Source organism: Streptomyces corallincola (genome assembly GCF_019104725.1).
GTDB classification, from domain to species: Bacteria; Actinomycetota; Actinomycetes; order Streptomycetales; family Streptomycetaceae; genus Streptomyces; species Streptomyces corallincola.
Window position 1 is genome coordinate 136,999 of the sequence record NZ_JAHRXF010000004.1, and the last position, 15,294, is coordinate 152,292.

Below are 15,294 nucleotides of genomic sequence, written 5' to 3' on the forward strand. Positions count from 1 at the left end.
CCACGGGGACGGCCCGGTGTGCAGCGAGGGGCGTTCACCCGTACGGGGCGCGCCCGGGCCCGTGCGGTAGCGCAGCCCGGGCGGCGGAACACGGCCTTCAGCCGGTCGGCCCCGGCTCCCGGCCCGTGAGGCCCCGCACCGCCCGCGCCAACGTTGTCGCCGCCGCAGCGCGCGGGGTGTTGTCCGGTGAACGGCGGCGCGGGTGGACGGTGTTGGCGAGGAGGACGAGGAAGGTGTCCGTGGCCGGGTCGAGCACGAGGGACGTGCCGGTGAACCCGGTGTGTCCGGCGGCGCCGCCGCCCGCGAGTTCGCCCATGAACCACGCCTGGTCCACGGTGAAGCCCAACCCCGGTGCGGTGAGCAGGAGTTCGACGAAGTCGGGGCCGAGGACGCGGGCGGGTCCGTAGGCACCGCCCGCGAGCAGGGCGCGGCAGAACACGGCGAGGTCGCGGGCGGTGGAGAAGAGTCCGGCGTGGCCCGCGACCCCGCCGAGCGCCCACGCGTTCTCGTCGTGCACGGCCCCGCGCACCATGCCCCGGTCCAGCTTGGCCCACGGCCGCCGCTGGTCCTCGGTGGCGGCGGCGTCGGGGCTCGGCCCGAAGCCGGTGGCGGTCATGCCGAGCGGCCGGGTGATGCCCTCCGCGACCAGTACGTCCAGGGTGCGGCCGGTGATCCGCTCCAGCACGCACTGGAGCAGCAGCATGTTGAGGTCGGAGTAGCGGTACGCACCCGGCGCCGCGTTTGGCACCTCGGCGCGCAGCAGGTCGAACCGCGCCCGCGTGTCCGGGCAGTCGTACAGCGGGAGTTCGGGCCGCAGCCCGGAGGTGTGGGTGAGCAACTGCCGTACGGTGACGCGGCGGGCGGCGGCACCGGTCAGCTCGGGGACGTAGGCGGCGATCTCCGCGTCCATGCCGAGGGTGCCGCGCTCGATCTGCTGGACGGCGGCGACCGAGGTGAACAGTTTGGTGAGGGAGGCCAGGTCGAACGGCGTGCCCAGGGTCATCGGCACCCGGCGCGCGGGCGGGAGTTCGACCCCGCTGTCGGTCTCGGGGTCGTAGGAGGCGTACCGCACGGCCCAGCCCGCCGCCCGCTCGACGGCGATGACGGGTCCGCGTCCGGCCACCACGACCGCACCGGCGGCCCAGGGGCGGTCTCCTGCGGTGAGTTCGCGCACGAGACCACCGAGGCGGGCCAGTACGACGGGGTCGAGGCCGGCCCGCTCGGGGGTGCCGGGGCGCAGTCTCGGCGTGCTCAGCGGTCGTCTCCCTCGGGTTTCGCACGAGTGTTCCAGGGACGGCACATTCCCACGAAACAGCCCGCCGCGACCAGCGCACCCACCAGTTGGACGACCGCCATCGGCACCGCCGTGCGCTCCCCGGCGATTCCGACGAGCGACGCGGCGACCGCGCCGATGAGGAAGGACGACGTACCGAGCAGCGCGGACGCGGACCCGGCGGCGTGCCGGACGCGGAGCAGCGCGAGGGTCTGGGCGTTGGGCAGGCTGAACCCCATCGAGGCCATCAGCACGAACAGCGCGGCGGCCACCGGGACCAGGCCGACGGCGCCGAACACCCCGGTGGACATGAGCAGCAGCGCGGTCGCGGCGAGCACGGTCACCGTGATCCCGGCCGCGAACACCGTCTCCAGCCGGACCCGGCCGACCAGGACCTTGCCGTTGACCTGCCCGGCGATCACCAGTCCGACCGAGTTCAGCCCGAACAGCAGGCTGAACGTCTGCGGGGAGGCGCCGTAGATCTCCTGGATCACGAACGGGGAGGCGGCGACGTACGCGAACAGCGAGGCGAAGGCGAAGCCGCCCGCGAGCGTGTAGCCGGTGAAGGGGGCGTCCGCGAGCAGGGTGCGCATGGCGCGCAGCGCGGCGCCGGTGCCTCCGCCGTGCCGTTCGGCGGGCGGCAGCGTCTCGGGCAGCCGCAGCCAGACGACGGCGGCGAGCAGCGTGCCGACCACGGTCAGGACGACGAACACGCCCCGCCAGTCGGTGACCCGCAGGATCTGACCGCCGATCAGCGGTGCCACGATCGGTGCGACGCCCGAGATGAGCATGAGCGTGGAGAAGAACCGGGCCATCGACTCCCCGTCGTACAGGTCGCGTACGACGGCTCGGGCGATGACGATCCCGGCCGCGCCCGCGAGGCCCTGGACCAGCCGGAACGCCACCAGCGTCTCGACGTTGGGCGCGAGCACGCAGAGCGCGGTGGCGAGGATGTAGACGGCGAGGCCGGTGAGCAGCGGGCGGCGGCGGCCCCAGCGGTCGCTCATCGGGCCGACGACGAGTTGCCCGAACGCCATGCCGCCCAGGCAGGCGGTGAGCGTGAGCTGCGCGGTCGAGGTGGAGGCGTGCAGGGTGCGGGTGACCTCCGGCAGCGAGGGGAGGTACATGTCCATCGCCAGCGGGGGTGTGGCGGTGAGGCCGCCGAGGAGGAGGGTGACGAGGGGGCCGGTACGGCGGGCGGAGGCGAGCCTGGCGGCCGGGGCGCCCGGGGTGGCCGGTCGGGTTCGCCGGGCGGGGACGGTGGGGGCGGGTGTGGCGGTGTCCGTGGGGGTGACGGCCGCGCCGGGCGCACCGGCGGCTGCCAGGGCGTCGGGGGCCGGGGTCGCGGGTTCCGGTCTCTCGGCGGCAGGTCTTCCGGGTGCGGGTATCGGCGCGTCCGTGTGCTCGGTCATGTGCTGCCCCTCCCTCATGTGCCCCTCTCCCATACGGCGCTCCCCCATGTGGTCCGCCCCTGTGTGCTCAGCCCCCACGGGCTCCGCATGTGCTCAGCCCCCATGTGCTCAGCCCACAGGTGATCCTCCACGGGGACGGGCCCGGCACCTATGCTCTCAGCTCGTACACACTGCCGGGTGACACACGGATGAGGGGCGGGCGGCCGGGATGGCTGAGCGGAGCGTGCGGTGGGGAATCCTGGCGACCGGCGGTATCGCGTCCGCGTTCGCCGCCGATCTGGTGGATCTGCCGGACGCGGAGATCGTGGCGGTGGCCTCCCGCCGCCAGGACTCGGCCGAGGCGTTCGCCGAACGGTTCGGTGTGCGCCGGGCCTATGGCGACTGGGAGTCGCTGGCGGCCGACGCGGACGTGGACGTCGTCTACGTCGCCACCCCGCACGCGGCGCACCGCGCGGCGGCCGGGCTGTGCCTGACGGCGGGCCGGAACGTGCTGTGCGAGAAGGCGTTCACCCTCAACTCCGCCGAGGCGCTGGAGCTGGTGGCGCTGGCGAAGGAGCACGACCGCTTCCTGATGGAGGCGATGTGGATGTACTGCAGCCCGCTGATCCGGCGCCTGACGGCCCTGGTGTCGGACGGTGCGATCGGTGAAGTCCGCACGATCCAGGCCGACTTCGGGCTGGAGGGCCCCTTCCCACCCGCGCACCGGCTGCGCGACCCGGCCCAGGGCGGCGGCGCCCTGCTGGACCTCGGGGTGTACCCGGTGTCGTTCGCGCATCTGCTGCTGGGCGAGCCGGACGGCGTCACCGCGCGCTCGGTGCTGTCCGAGGAGGGCGTCGATCTCCAGACGGCCGCCCTGCTGAGCTGGGACTCCGGGGCACTGGCCACGCTGCACTGCTCGATCGTCGGCGGTACGGGCGTGACGGCCTCGGTGACCGGGTCGCGCGGCCGGATCGACCTGCCGTCGGGCTTCTTCAACCCGGACCGGTTCGTCCTGCACCGGGACGGCCGCGACCCCGAGGAGTTCACCGCCGACCCCGCCGACGGACCCCGCACCAGCCTGCGGCACGAGGCCCGCGAGGTGATGCGGGCGCTGCGCGCGGGCGAGAAGGAGTCGCCGCTGGTGCCGCTCGCGGGGACGCTGGCGGTGATGCGGACGATGGATTCCGTCCGCGAGTCGGTGGGAGTGCGGTACCCGGGCGAGGGTGCCTGACCCCGCCAACGCGTACTCCGGTCTGCGGCGCGTTCACTTCCCGACGGGTGACCGGAATGCCCCGCATCAGGCCGAGTTGGGGGAGCTGCCGGGGCCCGGGGTGCCCCAACGCGCGCATTCACACAAGTGGAATTGAGACATCCGCAGTATTGCGGCCGGTGGGCCGCTTATGCTCAACTTATCTCCACAAGAGCTTCACACTTGGAGCACGCGAAGCGCGTGCGACGCGTGGAGCACAGGGTTCCCGAAGCCACACCGAGGGGGGCACGGCGGTCGTTCCACCGCACCGGAGGCAAGGGGGTGGACCTCGCGCGGGACGCGCGGGGTGCACACCGGCCGGTGGAGCGGCTGCCGCCAGAGGAGCTTCGGGGGACGCGCGCCCGGTACGGGGGGTACGGGGCGCGTGAAGCAGGGGGGGGCAGGACGGCCTCGGGTATCCGGGGGGGGTACGAGGCCGTAGCGGTGCGGGGGGACGGAGAGGGGTCCCGGCGTCAGCGCCGGTGACGCCCGCCGTCCCCGCGGCCGTTTTCCGCACGTCCGTTTTCCGCGCGGCCGTTTTCCGCGTGCCCGCTCCCGCCGTATCCGTTTTCCGCGCGGGTGCCGTCCCGCTCGGCCCGGCGGCCGGAGCGGCCGTCTTCGCCGCCGCCGTCCGTGACTCCCACGCCTCCGTGACCGTCGCCGTCGCCGTTGGCCGCACCCGTCGCACGCGTCGCTTCGGTCACGCCCGCCGGAACCGACGCATCCCCCGCCGCCCGCCGCTCTGGCCGGGGCTCACCGCCCTGCGGAACGACACGGGCCGCCCCGGCGGCACCGGTGGTGCCACCGGCGGAACCGGCCCCGCTCCCGGCCGCCGTGATCCGCCCCCGCTTCACCCGGCGGCGCAGCAGCCACGCCCCCGCGCCGAGGAGTACGGCCGTACCGGCGGCGCCCTCCGCGAGCCGCGCGGCCGAGGGATGACCGGCGGGCTGCGCCGAGGCACCGGTGCCGCCGTGGCCGGGCCGGTGGGCCGGGGTGGTGGTACCGCCGCCGCTGGCCCTGGTCTCACTGAGCGGCTGGACAAGCGCGCCGACCGGCCGCGCGGTACGGCCCCGACCGAAGCCCCAGTCGAGGAGCGCGGCGGTCTGCTCGTACACCGCGTTGGCGCCGGTGGCCGGATGCATCACGGTGACCAGGAGTGTGCGCCCACCACGTGAGGCCGCACCGGTGAAGGTGTTGCCGGCGTGGCTCGTGTAGCCGTTCTTCACACCGATCAGGCCGTCGTATGTGTGCAGCCCCCATGCCCCGGTGAGGAGGCGGTCGGTGTTCTGGATCTGGAACGTCTTCTTGCCACCCGCCGGGAAGTCGGCGGTGCGGGTGGAGCAGTAGCGCCGGAAGTCCGCGTCCCGCAGCCCGTGCCGGGCGAAGAGGGTGAGGTCGTACGCCGAGGAGAGCTGGCCGGGGTGGTCGAAGCCGTCGGGGCTGACCACATGGGTGTCCAGGGCCTGGAGGTCGGCGGCCCTGGCCTGCATCTCCGCGACGGTCTTGGCGACCCCGCCGTTCATGTGCGCGAGGACGTGCACGGCGTCGTTGCCGGAGCGCAGGAAGACGCCCTGCCAGAGCTGCTCGACGGTGTACGTGATGCCGGGCTTGATGCCGACGAGGCTGGAGCCGAAGGGGATGTCCGCGAGGTCGGCGTCGGTGACCCGGTAGCGCTGTCCGGCCTGGAAACGGCCGAGCACGGTGTCCGCGAACAGCATCTTCAGCGTGGACGCGGGCGGCAGCCGCCGGTGCGCGTCGTACGAGGCCAGCACCTCGCCGGTGGCGGCATCGGCCAGCAGCCAGGAGCGGGCGGTGAGCCTGGGCAGTCCGGTGGCGCCGCTCACCTGCACTCCGGAGCGGGCGAGCCGCTCACCGCCGACGGCGGTCCCCGGAGAGCGCGGGGCCGCGAAGGCGGGGGCGGTGGACAGGGGCAGGGCCGCGGCGGTCAGCCCGAGGACGGCACGCCTGCTGAGCCGGGAGGATTCACGCACTGGGGGACCGTACACCGACCTCGCCGGACCCCCCTGACCGGGAGAGGTGCCGCGGTACGGGAATTTGCGTTCTCGTGGAATTCCACCCGCCTGACCGACACAGGCGGTAGCGGGAGGAGCACGCTCGGGCCGTATCCGTCTCAACTAATGAGACGACTAAGGGGGTGGCGGGCAGGCCGCCGCAAGCCGCCGGGAGGGACGCAGAACAGGCCCGATGGAGTGAGAGATGTAATGGTGGATATCACCCTTTTCGTCTGGCCCGGGGAGTCGCCGTGACCTGTCTCGACCGACGTGACGTTGGCCTGTTGCTGCTGCGGCTGGGCACGGGCGGGGTACTCGCCGCGCACGGCGCGCAGAAGATGTTCGGCACCTTCGGCGGGGCGGGGTTGGCGAGTACCAGCCAGTTCATGGAATCCGTGGGTTTTGTGCCGGGCCGGACGAACGCGCTGCTGGCGGGGGCGTCGGAGCTGGGCGGCGGGCTGCTGCTGGCGATGGGGCTGGGGACGCCGGGCGCGGGCGCGGCGGCGGCCGGGGCGATGACGGGCGCGGCGGCCGTGCACACGCCCAACGGCTTCTTCGCGCGGAACGGCGGCTACGAGCACGCGGCGAGCCTGGGCCTGACGGCGGCGGGGCTCGCCATCACCGGGCCGGGCCGGCTCTCCCTGGACCACGCGCTGGGGCACGTCCTCAACCGGGGCTGGATGGTGCCGGTGGCGCTCGGCGTCACGGCGGCGGCCACCTCGGTGGTCGTGGGGATGCGGAACCGGCACCTCCGGCGGCAGGCGTCGGTCGAGCAGGAGGCGCTGTTCGACGAGTAGCCCCCACCGGTGGGCGGCGCGTGGCAGGCTCCGGCACCATGACGGACCCGCACCCCGCCCCCACCCCCGCAGACGCGCCCTCCCCCACCCCCGCCACCCCGCTCTGGCCGACGATCGAAGCGCTCTGGTCACGGCTGGAGGAGGCAGGCGGCCCCGGTGGCCGGGAGGGCGTCCTGCTGCGCGTCCTCAAACTCTCCGAGGAGGTGGGCGAGGTGGCGGAGGCGCTGATCGGCGCGACCGGCCAGAACCCCCGCAAGGGCGTGACCCACACCTGGTCCGACGTGGAATCCGAACTCTGCGACGTGGCCATCACCGCCCTGGTCGCCCTCCGCACCCTCACCCCGACCCCGGAAGCCACCTTCACCACCCACCTCACCCGAGTCCGCGACCGCCCCCAGACCCCCCGTTGAGCACACCAGACCGACCCGCCCCAGCCCAACCACCCCAATGGAGCCCCCCGACTGGACTCCCCCACCCCCAACCCCCCACACTCCCCCCAGGGCCCCCGCCACTCGCTGTAGTAGACACCGCGAGCTCGCAGGGGGCCTGTTTTCGTGCGGGTGGGGTCCGGTGGGGGTGCGTACACGCGTACGCGACGACTCCGGGCAGGCGCGGGCATCGTTTCTGCAGGTCAGCAGAGGTGCGGGGTGATCACTCGTGAGCGTTGCGTCGAGCCGTTCCGAGCAACCGCGGGGCTGTCTTCCCGTTGTCCGGGATATTCACCGCGACAACGAGCAGGCCACCTTGCTCACACAACGCATCACCCGCCTGGGGACCGTCCTGACAGTGGCTTCAGCGCTCGTGTTCACCTCGCCCGCGAGCGCCCAGGCCAACGCCGTCGGCTCCTCCCCCGTGCACACCTTCGAGTACAGCGTCGGCGGCATGGTCATGAAGGTGCCGACGGGTTGCATGTTCACGCACATCATCCGGGGTGGCGGGCGGCGGATCAGCTACCAGAACGCGGGCGTGGACTGCGGGTTCGTGGCGGCGCTGAGCAGCGGGTTCTGCAACTGGCGTATCGATTTCGTCTACGCGGACACGGACAACCGGACGTACCGCACCGCCCGGGGGCGGACGCACAACGAGTGCAGGATCGACCCGATGCGTGGCAACTCGCCCCAGACTCTGCCCCGTTACGGCAAGGCGTGTGCGCATCTGTACGTCAACGGGGTCCGCCGGGTCAGCCAGTGCCACCACATCACGAAGTGAGCCCTCATGGTCGAGCGACAGCAGCAGAGCGGTACGGACCGTGATCGCCCCGAGGGAGCGGGTCGGCGGCGGGGAGGCGAGATCGCCGCGTTCGGCATCGGCGTTCTGGTGACCCTCGCGTACTTCGGGTTCTTTCCCGGACTTCCGCATGTGATCGATGGCGGGGCGATCGTCGTGGCGGTGGTGGCGGGGCTGGTGGCCCGGTGGGGGTGGCGGGCCTGGGCAGGGGGGCGGAAGCCGGGGGGTTGACGGTGCTGCGGTTGGCTCTGTGTGTCGTGGACCCAGGTGGTGCGGGGTGGGCAGAGATCGTCAACCGGGTTAGTTTGGGCGGGACTTCGTCAGGTGGGTGAGGAGAGTTCCGTGATCGGGAGCCGGACCGTGTGCGGTGTCGATGTTCCGCCGCTGGGGATGGGGTGCTGGGCCGTAGGGGGGCCGTTCTGGGCGGGGGAACAGCCGCTGGGGTGGGGTGAGGTGGACGACGCGGAATCGACGGCGGCGCTCCGGCGGGCGTTCGAGCTGGGGATCACGGTGTACGACACGGCGGACGTGTACGGCGCGGGCCGCAGCGAGCGCGTGCTCGCCGGGGCACTGGGCAGGCACCGGGACGAGATCTTCATCGCCACCAAGTGGGGCAACGTCTTCGACGAGGGGACGAAGCAGATCACGGGCCACGACGCCACCCCCGCGCACCTGCGCCGCGCGGTCGAGGCCTCACTGAGCCGCCTGGGCACGGACCGCATCGACCTCCACCAGCTCCACCTGGGCGACGCGAGCCCCGAGGAGGCGGCCGAACTGTCCGGCGCCCTGGAGGAGTTGGTGTCGGAGGGCAAGATCCGCGCGTACGGCTGGAGTACGGACGACGCGGAACGCCCGGCCGCGATGGCGGGCCCCCATTTCGCCGCCGTACAGCACGAGTTGAACGTTCTCAACGACGCCCCCGGCATGCTCGCCCTGGTCGAGGAGCGCGGCTGGACCAGTATCAACCGGGGCCCGCTGGCGATGGGGCTGCTGAGCCCCAAGTACACGGCGGACACCCGCATCGGCGACACCGACGTGCGCGGCGACGCCCCGGAGTGGATGCGCTACTTCCACGACGGCCGCCCCGCCGCCGAATGGCTCCGCCGCCGCGACGCCGTCCGCGAGATCCTCACCTCCGACGGCCGCACCCTCGTCCAGGGCGCCCTCGCCTGGATCTGGTCCCGCAGCCCCCACACCCTCCCCATCCCCGGCTTCCGCACCATCCCCCAGGTCGAGGAGAACGCGGCAGCCCTCCAGCACGGCCCGCTGAGCGCGGGGCAGATGGCGGAGATCGACAAACTGCTGGACCGGGGCTGACCCCGGAGGGAGCCGGAACGAGGCAGGCCCGGAGAAGGGGCGGACGCGTCGGGCGGCACGCAGATCACGCCTACGGCAACGCCAGCGGTGCGGGCGGGGTCGGCAATGATTGGCCTGCTTCATTCGCAGGATCAGAGGACACAGCATGTCGCCGAGTACACCGGTGCCTCCGATAGCTGAAGGCGCCGGATTTCACGCCCTGACCGCGTCCGCCTTCGAGCTGTACGCGGCCTGTTTGCGCGAGGGACGTCCCCCGGAGGACGCTTCCCCGGATTCCCTGGACCGCCTGGTGGCCCTCGGAATGCTCGTGGAGAGCGAGGACGAACCGGGTCGGCTGGTCCCGGTGAACCCCAGACTGGCCGAGGCCCGGCTCGGGGTCACCTGGCGGACGGCGGCGCTGCAACTCCTCGAACAGGCCGGTGATCTGTCCGAGGCACTGGCCCCCCTCATCTCGGAGTTCCAGGAGAGCACCGCCCCCATCAAGGACAGTGACCCCCTGGTGCACCTCCGAGGCAAGGCGTTGATCAGCGCCTGTGTGGACGACGCGGTCAGCCGTTGCACCCGGGAGCTGATCACCGCCCAGCCCGGCGGAGGCCGTCCGGCCACCACCCTGAGCGCGGTGAGCGCGAGCGTGCGAGCGGCACTTTTCCGTGGCGTCTCGGTGCGGACGCTGTACCAGCACACGGCCTGGCACGCCGGCCCCACCCGGGACTTCGTCGAGGAGATGACGCGGCTCGGCGCCCGGGTGCGGACGCTGGACGAGTTCTTCGAGCGCCTGATCATCGTCGATCGCAGGACCGCGTTCCTTCCTGCCTCCCCCGACCGCAGCACGGCGGTGATGGTCCAGGACCCGGCAGTCGTCGGGTTCCTGGCTGACGTCTTCGACCGCAACTGGCAGCGAGCCACGGAGTTCACCGGCCGACGGACGCCGGAGCGGTCGGTGGAGATCACCGGGCAGTTGCAGCAACAGATCGTGCGCGGTCTGATCGGCGGCGAGAGCGACGCGGCCATCGCCAAACGGATCGGCCTGAGCCAGCGCTCCTACGCCTCCCATCTGGCCCGCATGAAGGAGGAGTTGGGCGTGGACACCCGGTTCCAGCTCGGCTACACGCTGGCCAAGAGCGGTGCCGCCTAGGAACACGACTCACCGGTGCCGGGCGGTTGGGTCAGGGCCTCGGCGACGGCCCGTACGAACGCCTCGGGCTGGTCGAGCATGACGTTGTGTCCGGCGCCCGGGATCTCCCGCACCCGTACCCCGGCCTCGGTCAGCTCCTCTTCACGCCCCGGGGCCTCGCCCCGTTCCCCGTAGAGCAGGGTGCGCGGTGCGGCGAGCCCGTTCAGCGTCTCCCGTACGGTCGCCGCGGCGAGCCGGACCGCGCTGCGGTGCAGGGCCAGTGGATCCGCGAGCCGCATGGTGACCGCCCAGTCGGGGTCCACCCGGTCGAGGGTCTCCGCGAAGCCGCCGTCGAGGAAGTCGGCCTCGGAGTAGGTGGCGATGCCGCTGCTGCCGGGCTTGCGGACCGCGACGGTCGGGTCCAGGTTCGGTTCCGCCACCACGAGTCGGCCCACCAGCTCCGGATGCCGTTCGGCCAGCACGATGGCTACCGCACCGCCCATGCTGTGCGCGACGACGTCGGCCCGAGCCACCCCGGCCACGCGCAGTGCCTCGGCCAGGGCGTCGGCGTGGGACTTTAGGCTGTAGTCGAAGTCCGCCGGCCGGTCGCTGAGACCGAAGCCGAGCATGTCGATGAGCAGGGACCGGTGGCCCGCCAGCGACGGGTCGGCCGCCACCCGGGCGTAGTACGCCGAGGCCATCGCGCCGAGACCGTGCACGTAGACGCGGACCGGGTCGGTGCCGGGCAGCTCGACCCAGCGCAGCCGGGCACCTGACGGGGTCACTACTGCCTGACGGATGCTCATGCGGGTTGCTTCCTCCGATTGTCGGCAACGTCGGTCCCGCGACCATCGGGGACGGACGGCGCGGGCACTCTCGAACCGCGCCCGAGCGGTCCGTGGTGTTCAGGACGACTCCGCCGCGTGGCGCGCACTACATACTTCGCCGCCGGGCAGATCAGTGGAAGGTTCAGTTCCTTGCACTGCATGGAATTGCACGCAGCCTGACAGCCGCCTTCACCACCGTCGGCCGACTGCCGCAGCGCTTCACCGCCGCCGAGCCGATTGCCGGAGCCCGGGCCACCCGACCCAGCAAGCCCCCGAAAGACCGAAAAGGGCCTCCGACGCGGGTCGGAGGCCCTTCCCAAGGAAAAGCCGCAGGTAGCGGCAGACGAGTCGGGCTGTACGCCGGGTTCTGTGCCGGGGGTCCTCGCGGACGTCCCGGTGACGGCCATCCATCTAGGGCCGGTGTTGCCACCGGCCTCGTGCGGTCTACCCGCGGACTCGGGCGGGCAGCCCTCGAACGTCCGCGCAGAGCGCGTTCTACGGCGCTCCTTTTGACCTTGCTCCGGGTGGGGTTTACCTAGCTGCCCAGGTCACCCTGGGCACTGGTGGTCTCTTACACCACCGTTTCACCCTTACCGGGGACCGAGATCCCCGGCGGTCTGTTTTCTGTGGCACTGTCCCGTGGGTCACCCCAGGTGGCCGTTAGCCATCACCCTGCCCTGTGGAGCCCGGACGTTCCTCGGGGAACCCCTGGGGGCTCCACGCGGCCGTCCGCCCGGCTCGTCTGCCGTGCCGACCATGTTACCGGTACGCGCATGTCCCCCCGGACCGGTTCGGAGACGGGCCCCACCTGCCCTTACCCTGGCGCGGAGCCCCGTGGAGGGCGTCCCACAGAAGGAGTCACCGCCCGTGCTTGTGCTGCTGCCGCCCTCGGAGGGCAAGGCTTCGTCCGGCCGTGGCGCCCCGCTCAGGCCGGAGTCCCTGTCGCTGCCGGGGCTGACCCCCGCCCGTGAGGCCGTACTCGGGGAACTCGTCGAGCTGTGCGCGGGCGACGAGGAGAAGGCGCGCGAAGTGCTCGGGCTGAGCGAGGGGCTGCGCGGCGAGGTCGCCAAGAACGCCGGGCTCCGCACCGCCGGAGCCCGCCCCGCCGGGGAGATCTACACCGGCGTGCTCTACGACGCCCTCGGCCTCGCCACCCTCGACACCGCCGCCAAGCGCCGCGCCACCCGCTCCCTGCTGGTGTTCTCCGGGCTCTGGGGCGCCGTCCGCGTCACCGACCGCATCCCCTCGTACCGCTGCTCGATGGGTGTGAAGCTGCCCGGGCTCGGCGCGCTCGCCGGGCACTGGCGGGCGCCGATGGCGGACGTGCTGCCCGAGGCCGCCGGTGACGGGCTGGTCCTCGACCTGCGCTCCGCCGCGTACGCCGCCGCCTGGAAGCCGAAGGGCGAGGTCGCCGCTCGGACCGCGACCGTACGCGTGCTGCACGCGCCCACCCGCAAGGTGGTCAGCCACTTCAACAAGGCGACCAAGGGCCGGATCATACGGTCCCTGCTCACCGAGGGTGCCGCGCCCCGCGACCCCGCCGCACTGGTCGAGGCACTGCGGGACCTGGGGTACGTGGTGGAGGTCGCGGCGCCCGGCGCGGGCGGAAAGCCCTGGGCGCTGGACGTGCTCGTGGACGAGGTGCACTGAACCCGCACGGGCAGCGGCAGCAGCTATTGCGTCCTGCGCAACGGGCTTTGCGGAGGGTGCGTTACGTCGGCACGATGTGGACATGACGCCCTCCTCCCCGCCCCACCCTCCGACCGCCTCCTCCCCGCCCCACCCTCCGACCGCCTCCTCCGCGCCCGCCTCTCCGGCCGTTCCACCGGCCGCCGCATCGACCGCCTCACCGCTGGATCTCGCGCCCGTCCTCCCCGTCGTCGTCCTCTCCGACGCCGCCGACGCCGTACCGCTCGCGCGGGCGCTGGTCGCCGGGGGGCTGCCCGGCGTCGAGATCACCCTGCGTACGCCCGCCGCGCTCGACGCGATACGGGCCGTGGCCGCCGAGGTCCCGGACGCGGTGGTCGGGGCGGGTACTGTCGTCGGCGCCGGGCAGGTCGCGGAGTGTACGGCGGCGGGGGCGCGGTTCCTGGTCAGTCCGGGGTGGACGGACACGCTGCTGGACGCGCTGCGCGGGTCCGGGGTGCCGTTCCTGCCGGGGGTGTCCACCGCCTCGGAGGTGGTCGCGCTGCTGGAGCGCGGGGTGCGGGAGATGAAGTTCTTCCCGGCCGAGGCCGCCGGGGGTACGGCGTATCTCCGGTCGCTGGCAGGGCCGTTGCCCGAGGCGCGGTTCTGCCCCACGGGCGGGATCGGTGCCGACACCGCCGCCGACTATCTGGCACTGCCCAACGTCGGCTGTGTGGGCGGGAGTTGGATGGTGCCGATCGACGCCGTCGCCGCGAAGGACTGGGCGCGGATCGAGCGGCTGGCCCGTGCGGCTGCGGGACTTCGGGCCCCCGCCGGGTCAACTCCGCAAGTGTGACGTGTCGTTGAAGAGACGGACACTGGCGTTGCCGTCGGCGTAGTACGCGACCGTCGAGATGGACGCGGCCGAGAGTTCCATCCGGAACAGGCTCGACAGCGGTGCGCCCAGGGCGAGTTGGACCAGCGTCTTGATCGGGGTGACGTGCGTGACGAGGAGGACCGTACGGCCCGCGTGTTCCTTCGCCAAGCGGCGGCTCGCGGCCTCGATCCGTACCGCCGTCTCCGCGAAGCTCTCGCCGCCGCCGGTGGGGTGGGCCTCCGGGTCGGCCAGCCAGGCGGTGAGGTCCTCGGGGTGGCGGCCCTGGACCTCGCCGAAGGTGAGGCCCTCCCAGGCGCCGAAGTCCGTCTCGCGCAGGTCCTCGTCGAGGGTGACGGGGAGGCCGAGGCGGGTGGCGACGGCCTCGGCGGTCTGGCGGGTGCGGGTGAGGGGCGAGGCGAGGACGGTGTCGATCGTGCCCTGTGCCCCCGCTGCCAGGGCATGCGCGGCCCGGGCCGCCTGGTCCTCGCCGGTGGCGGAGAGGGCGGGGTCGGTGCCGCCGCTGCCCGAGAAGCGCTTCTGGGGGGTCAGGGGGGTTTCGCCGTGGCGGAGGAGGACGAGGGTGGTGGGGGCGCCGAGGTCGGGGGCGGTGCTCCAGCCTCGGGAGGGGGCGGGGGCGGAGGCCGCGTTCGCGGGCTGCCCGCCGGGAGCTGCCTCCCCCGGCGGGGGTATCCCCGGCCCACCCGTGTCGTCGGCACGACTGCCTGCGGCACTGTGGTCACGGACCATGTGGTGACGCGCCATGTGGTCGGGCGCCATGTGGTCGCGCACCATGTGGTCCTCCGACATGTCCGCCTCCCTCACGCCCGCCCCCGCCTACCCGCCTCCCGCGCCCTGGTGAGTCCTACAGTCCCGACTCGGTCGTACGCACGAGGATGCGGCGGCAGTTCTCGCAGCGGACGACCGTGTCGGGGGCGGCGGAGCGGACCTCGTTGAGTTCGGTGATGGCGAGTTCCTGGCGGCAGCCCTGGCAGGTACGGGCGTACAGGCGGGCCGCGCCGATGCCGCCCTGCTGCTCGCGGAGCTTGTCGTACAGCTTGAGGAGGTCGGCGGGGACGGACGCGGCGACGACCGCGCGCTCCTTGGTGACCGAGGCGGCCTCGCCGTCGATCTCCCCGCACGCGGCGTCGCGGCGGGCGGCGGCCTCGTCGATCCGGCCCTGCACGGACGCGGTCCGCTCGGTCAGCTCGGCGGTGCGCTCCTGCGCGGCCTCGCGGCGCTCCATCACTTCGAGGACGACGTCCTCCAGGTCGCCCTGGCGCTTGGCGAGCGAGGTGATCTCGTGCTGGAGACCGGCGAGGTCCTTCGGCGAGGTGACCGCGCCGGAGTCCAGGCGCTGCTGGTCGCGGGCGGCGCGCTGACGCACCTGGTCCACGTCCTGCTCGGCCTTGGTCTGCTCGCGGGCGGTGTCGCTCTCCTGGGTCTGCGCGGCCACGAGCAGATCGCGGATCTGGGTGAGGTCCTTGGTGAGCGAGTCGATCTCGGCGTGCTCGGGCAGCGACTTCCGCCGGTGCGCGAGCTGCTGGAGGCGGACGTCCAGGGCCTGGACGTCGAGAAGTCGGATCT

General features: G+C 72.9%; 13 protein-coding genes, 1 other RNA gene and 2 pseudogenes. 9 read left to right on the forward strand and 7 right to left on the reverse strand.

The window, feature by feature from the left end; translation table 11 throughout:
* Window positions 1-97 precede the first annotated feature (97 nt).
* A complete protein-coding gene (locus KUM39_RS04895; RefSeq protein ID WP_217784128.1) occupies window positions 98-1,300 on the reverse strand; it encodes a serine hydrolase domain-containing protein in 1,203 nt (400 codons plus the stop codon).
* Window positions 1,252-2,685, reverse strand: coding sequence for a multidrug effflux MFS transporter (locus tag KUM39_RS04900; RefSeq protein WP_246619591.1), 1,434 nt, complete (start codon window positions 2,683-2,685; stop codon window positions 1,252-1,254). The genes KUM39_RS04895 and KUM39_RS04900 overlap by 49 nt, the downstream gene beginning before the upstream one ends.
* A 208-nt stretch (window positions 2,686-2,893) precedes the next feature.
* Here KUM39_RS04900 and KUM39_RS04905 point away from each other — a divergent pair, with 208 nt between their 5' ends.
* Window positions 2,894-3,895 carry a Gfo/Idh/MocA family protein gene (locus KUM39_RS04905; RefSeq protein WP_217784129.1) on the forward strand — a complete coding sequence of 334 codons (1,002 nt, stop codon included), beginning with the start codon at window positions 2,894-2,896 and terminating at the stop codon, window positions 3,893-3,895.
* 830 nt (window positions 3,896-4,725) lie between these two features.
* On the opposite strand, the pseudogene KUM39_RS04910 reads toward KUM39_RS04905, so the two are convergent.
* A pseudogene (locus KUM39_RS04910) lies at window positions 4,726-5,904 on the reverse strand (D-alanyl-D-alanine carboxypeptidase family protein); the annotation flags it as partial.
* Between the two features lie 272 nt (window positions 5,905-6,176).
* Between KUM39_RS04910 and KUM39_RS04915 the strand changes: the two are divergent.
* The 6 genes from KUM39_RS04915 (at window position 6,177) to KUM39_RS04940 (ending at window position 10,401) form a co-directional block, all read left to right on the forward strand.
* Window positions 6,177-6,722, forward strand: a complete 546-nt coding sequence (locus KUM39_RS04915; protein WP_217784130.1) for a DoxX family protein — start codon at window positions 6,177-6,179, stop codon at window positions 6,720-6,722.
* Between the two features lie 38 nt (window positions 6,723-6,760).
* Window positions 6,761-7,132 (forward strand): MazG-like family protein, encoded by a 372-nt coding sequence (locus KUM39_RS04920; protein WP_217784131.1) that lies wholly within the window; start codon window positions 6,761-6,763, stop codon window positions 7,130-7,132.
* 376 nt (window positions 7,133-7,508) lie between these two features.
* Entirely contained in the window at window positions 7,509-7,931 is a 423-nt protein-coding gene (locus KUM39_RS04925; RefSeq protein WP_308288039.1) for a hypothetical protein, read from the forward strand.
* Between the two features lie 6 nt (window positions 7,932-7,937).
* Window positions 7,938-8,180: a hypothetical protein gene (locus KUM39_RS04930; RefSeq protein WP_217784132.1), complete on the forward strand. Its 243-nt coding sequence runs from the start codon at window positions 7,938-7,940 to the stop codon at window positions 8,178-8,180.
* A 159-nt stretch (window positions 8,181-8,339) separates the two neighbouring features.
* Window positions 8,340-9,266, forward strand: a complete 927-nt coding sequence (locus KUM39_RS04935; RefSeq protein ID WP_217784232.1) for an aldo/keto reductase — start codon at window positions 8,340-8,342, stop codon at window positions 9,264-9,266.
* 289 nt (window positions 9,267-9,555) lie between these two features.
* On the forward strand, window positions 9,556-10,401 hold the full coding sequence (locus tag KUM39_RS04940; protein ID WP_217784133.1) for a LuxR family transcriptional regulator: 846 nt from the start codon (window positions 9,556-9,558) through the stop codon (window positions 10,399-10,401).
* Here the strand turns inward: KUM39_RS04940 and KUM39_RS04945 are convergent.
* Window positions 10,398-11,180 (reverse strand): alpha/beta fold hydrolase, encoded by a 783-nt coding sequence (locus KUM39_RS04945; RefSeq protein ID WP_217784233.1) that lies wholly within the window; start codon window positions 11,178-11,180, stop codon window positions 10,398-10,400. The two genes, KUM39_RS04940 and KUM39_RS04945, sit on opposite strands and share 4 nt — an antisense overlap.
* A 367-nt stretch (window positions 11,181-11,547) precedes the next feature.
* Window positions 11,548-11,948, reverse strand: an RNA gene (rnpB, locus tag KUM39_RS04950) — RNase P RNA component class A.
* A 126-nt stretch (window positions 11,949-12,074) separates the two neighbouring features.
* Here rnpB and yaaA point away from each other — a divergent pair.
* Both yaaA and eda read left to right on the forward strand, forming a co-directional pair.
* Window positions 12,075-12,857 carry a peroxide stress protein YaaA gene (yaaA, locus tag KUM39_RS04955; protein ID WP_217784134.1) on the forward strand — a complete coding sequence of 261 codons (783 nt, stop codon included), beginning with the start codon at window positions 12,075-12,077 and terminating at the stop codon, window positions 12,855-12,857.
* 82 nt (window positions 12,858-12,939) lie between these two features.
* Entirely contained in the window at window positions 12,940-13,689 is a 750-nt protein-coding gene (gene eda / locus KUM39_RS04960; RefSeq protein ID WP_217784135.1) for a bifunctional 4-hydroxy-2-oxoglutarate aldolase/2-dehydro-3-deoxy-phosphogluconate aldolase, read from the forward strand.
* On the opposite strand, the pseudogene KUM39_RS04965 reads toward eda, so the two are convergent.
* Together KUM39_RS04965 and KUM39_RS28665 are read right to left on the reverse strand one after the other, a co-directional pair.
* A pseudogene (locus KUM39_RS04965) lies at window positions 13,672-14,337 on the reverse strand (histidine phosphatase family protein); the annotation flags it as partial. The gene eda and the pseudogene KUM39_RS04965 sit on opposite strands and share 18 nt — an antisense overlap.
* Window positions 14,338-14,572: 235 nt before the next feature.
* Window positions 14,573-15,268 carry a zinc ribbon domain-containing protein gene (locus KUM39_RS28665; protein ID WP_308288040.1) on the reverse strand — a complete coding sequence of 232 codons (696 nt, stop codon included), beginning with the start codon at window positions 15,266-15,268 and terminating at the stop codon, window positions 14,573-14,575.
* Window positions 15,269-15,294: the final 26 nt, after the last annotated feature.

Coding starts and splice junctions, on each gene's coding strand:
- KUM39_RS04930 (WP_217784132.1), top strand. CDS start 7,938: ATGGTCGAGCGACAGCAGCAGAGCGGTACGGACCGTGATCGCCCCGAG.
- KUM39_RS04900 (WP_246619591.1), bottom strand. CDS start 2,685: ATGACCGAGCACACGGACGCGCCGATACCCGCACCCGGAAGACCTGCC.
- eda (WP_217784135.1), top strand. CDS start 12,940: ATGACGCCCTCCTCCCCGCCCCACCCTCCGACCGCCTCCTCCCCGCCC.
- KUM39_RS04920 (WP_217784131.1), top strand. CDS start 6,761: ATGACGGACCCGCACCCCGCCCCCACCCCCGCAGACGCGCCCTCCCCC.
- KUM39_RS04905 (WP_217784129.1), top strand. CDS start 2,894: ATGGCTGAGCGGAGCGTGCGGTGGGGAATCCTGGCGACCGGCGGTATC.
- KUM39_RS04935 (WP_217784232.1), top strand. CDS start 8,340: ATGGGGTGCTGGGCCGTAGGGGGGCCGTTCTGGGCGGGGGAACAGCCG.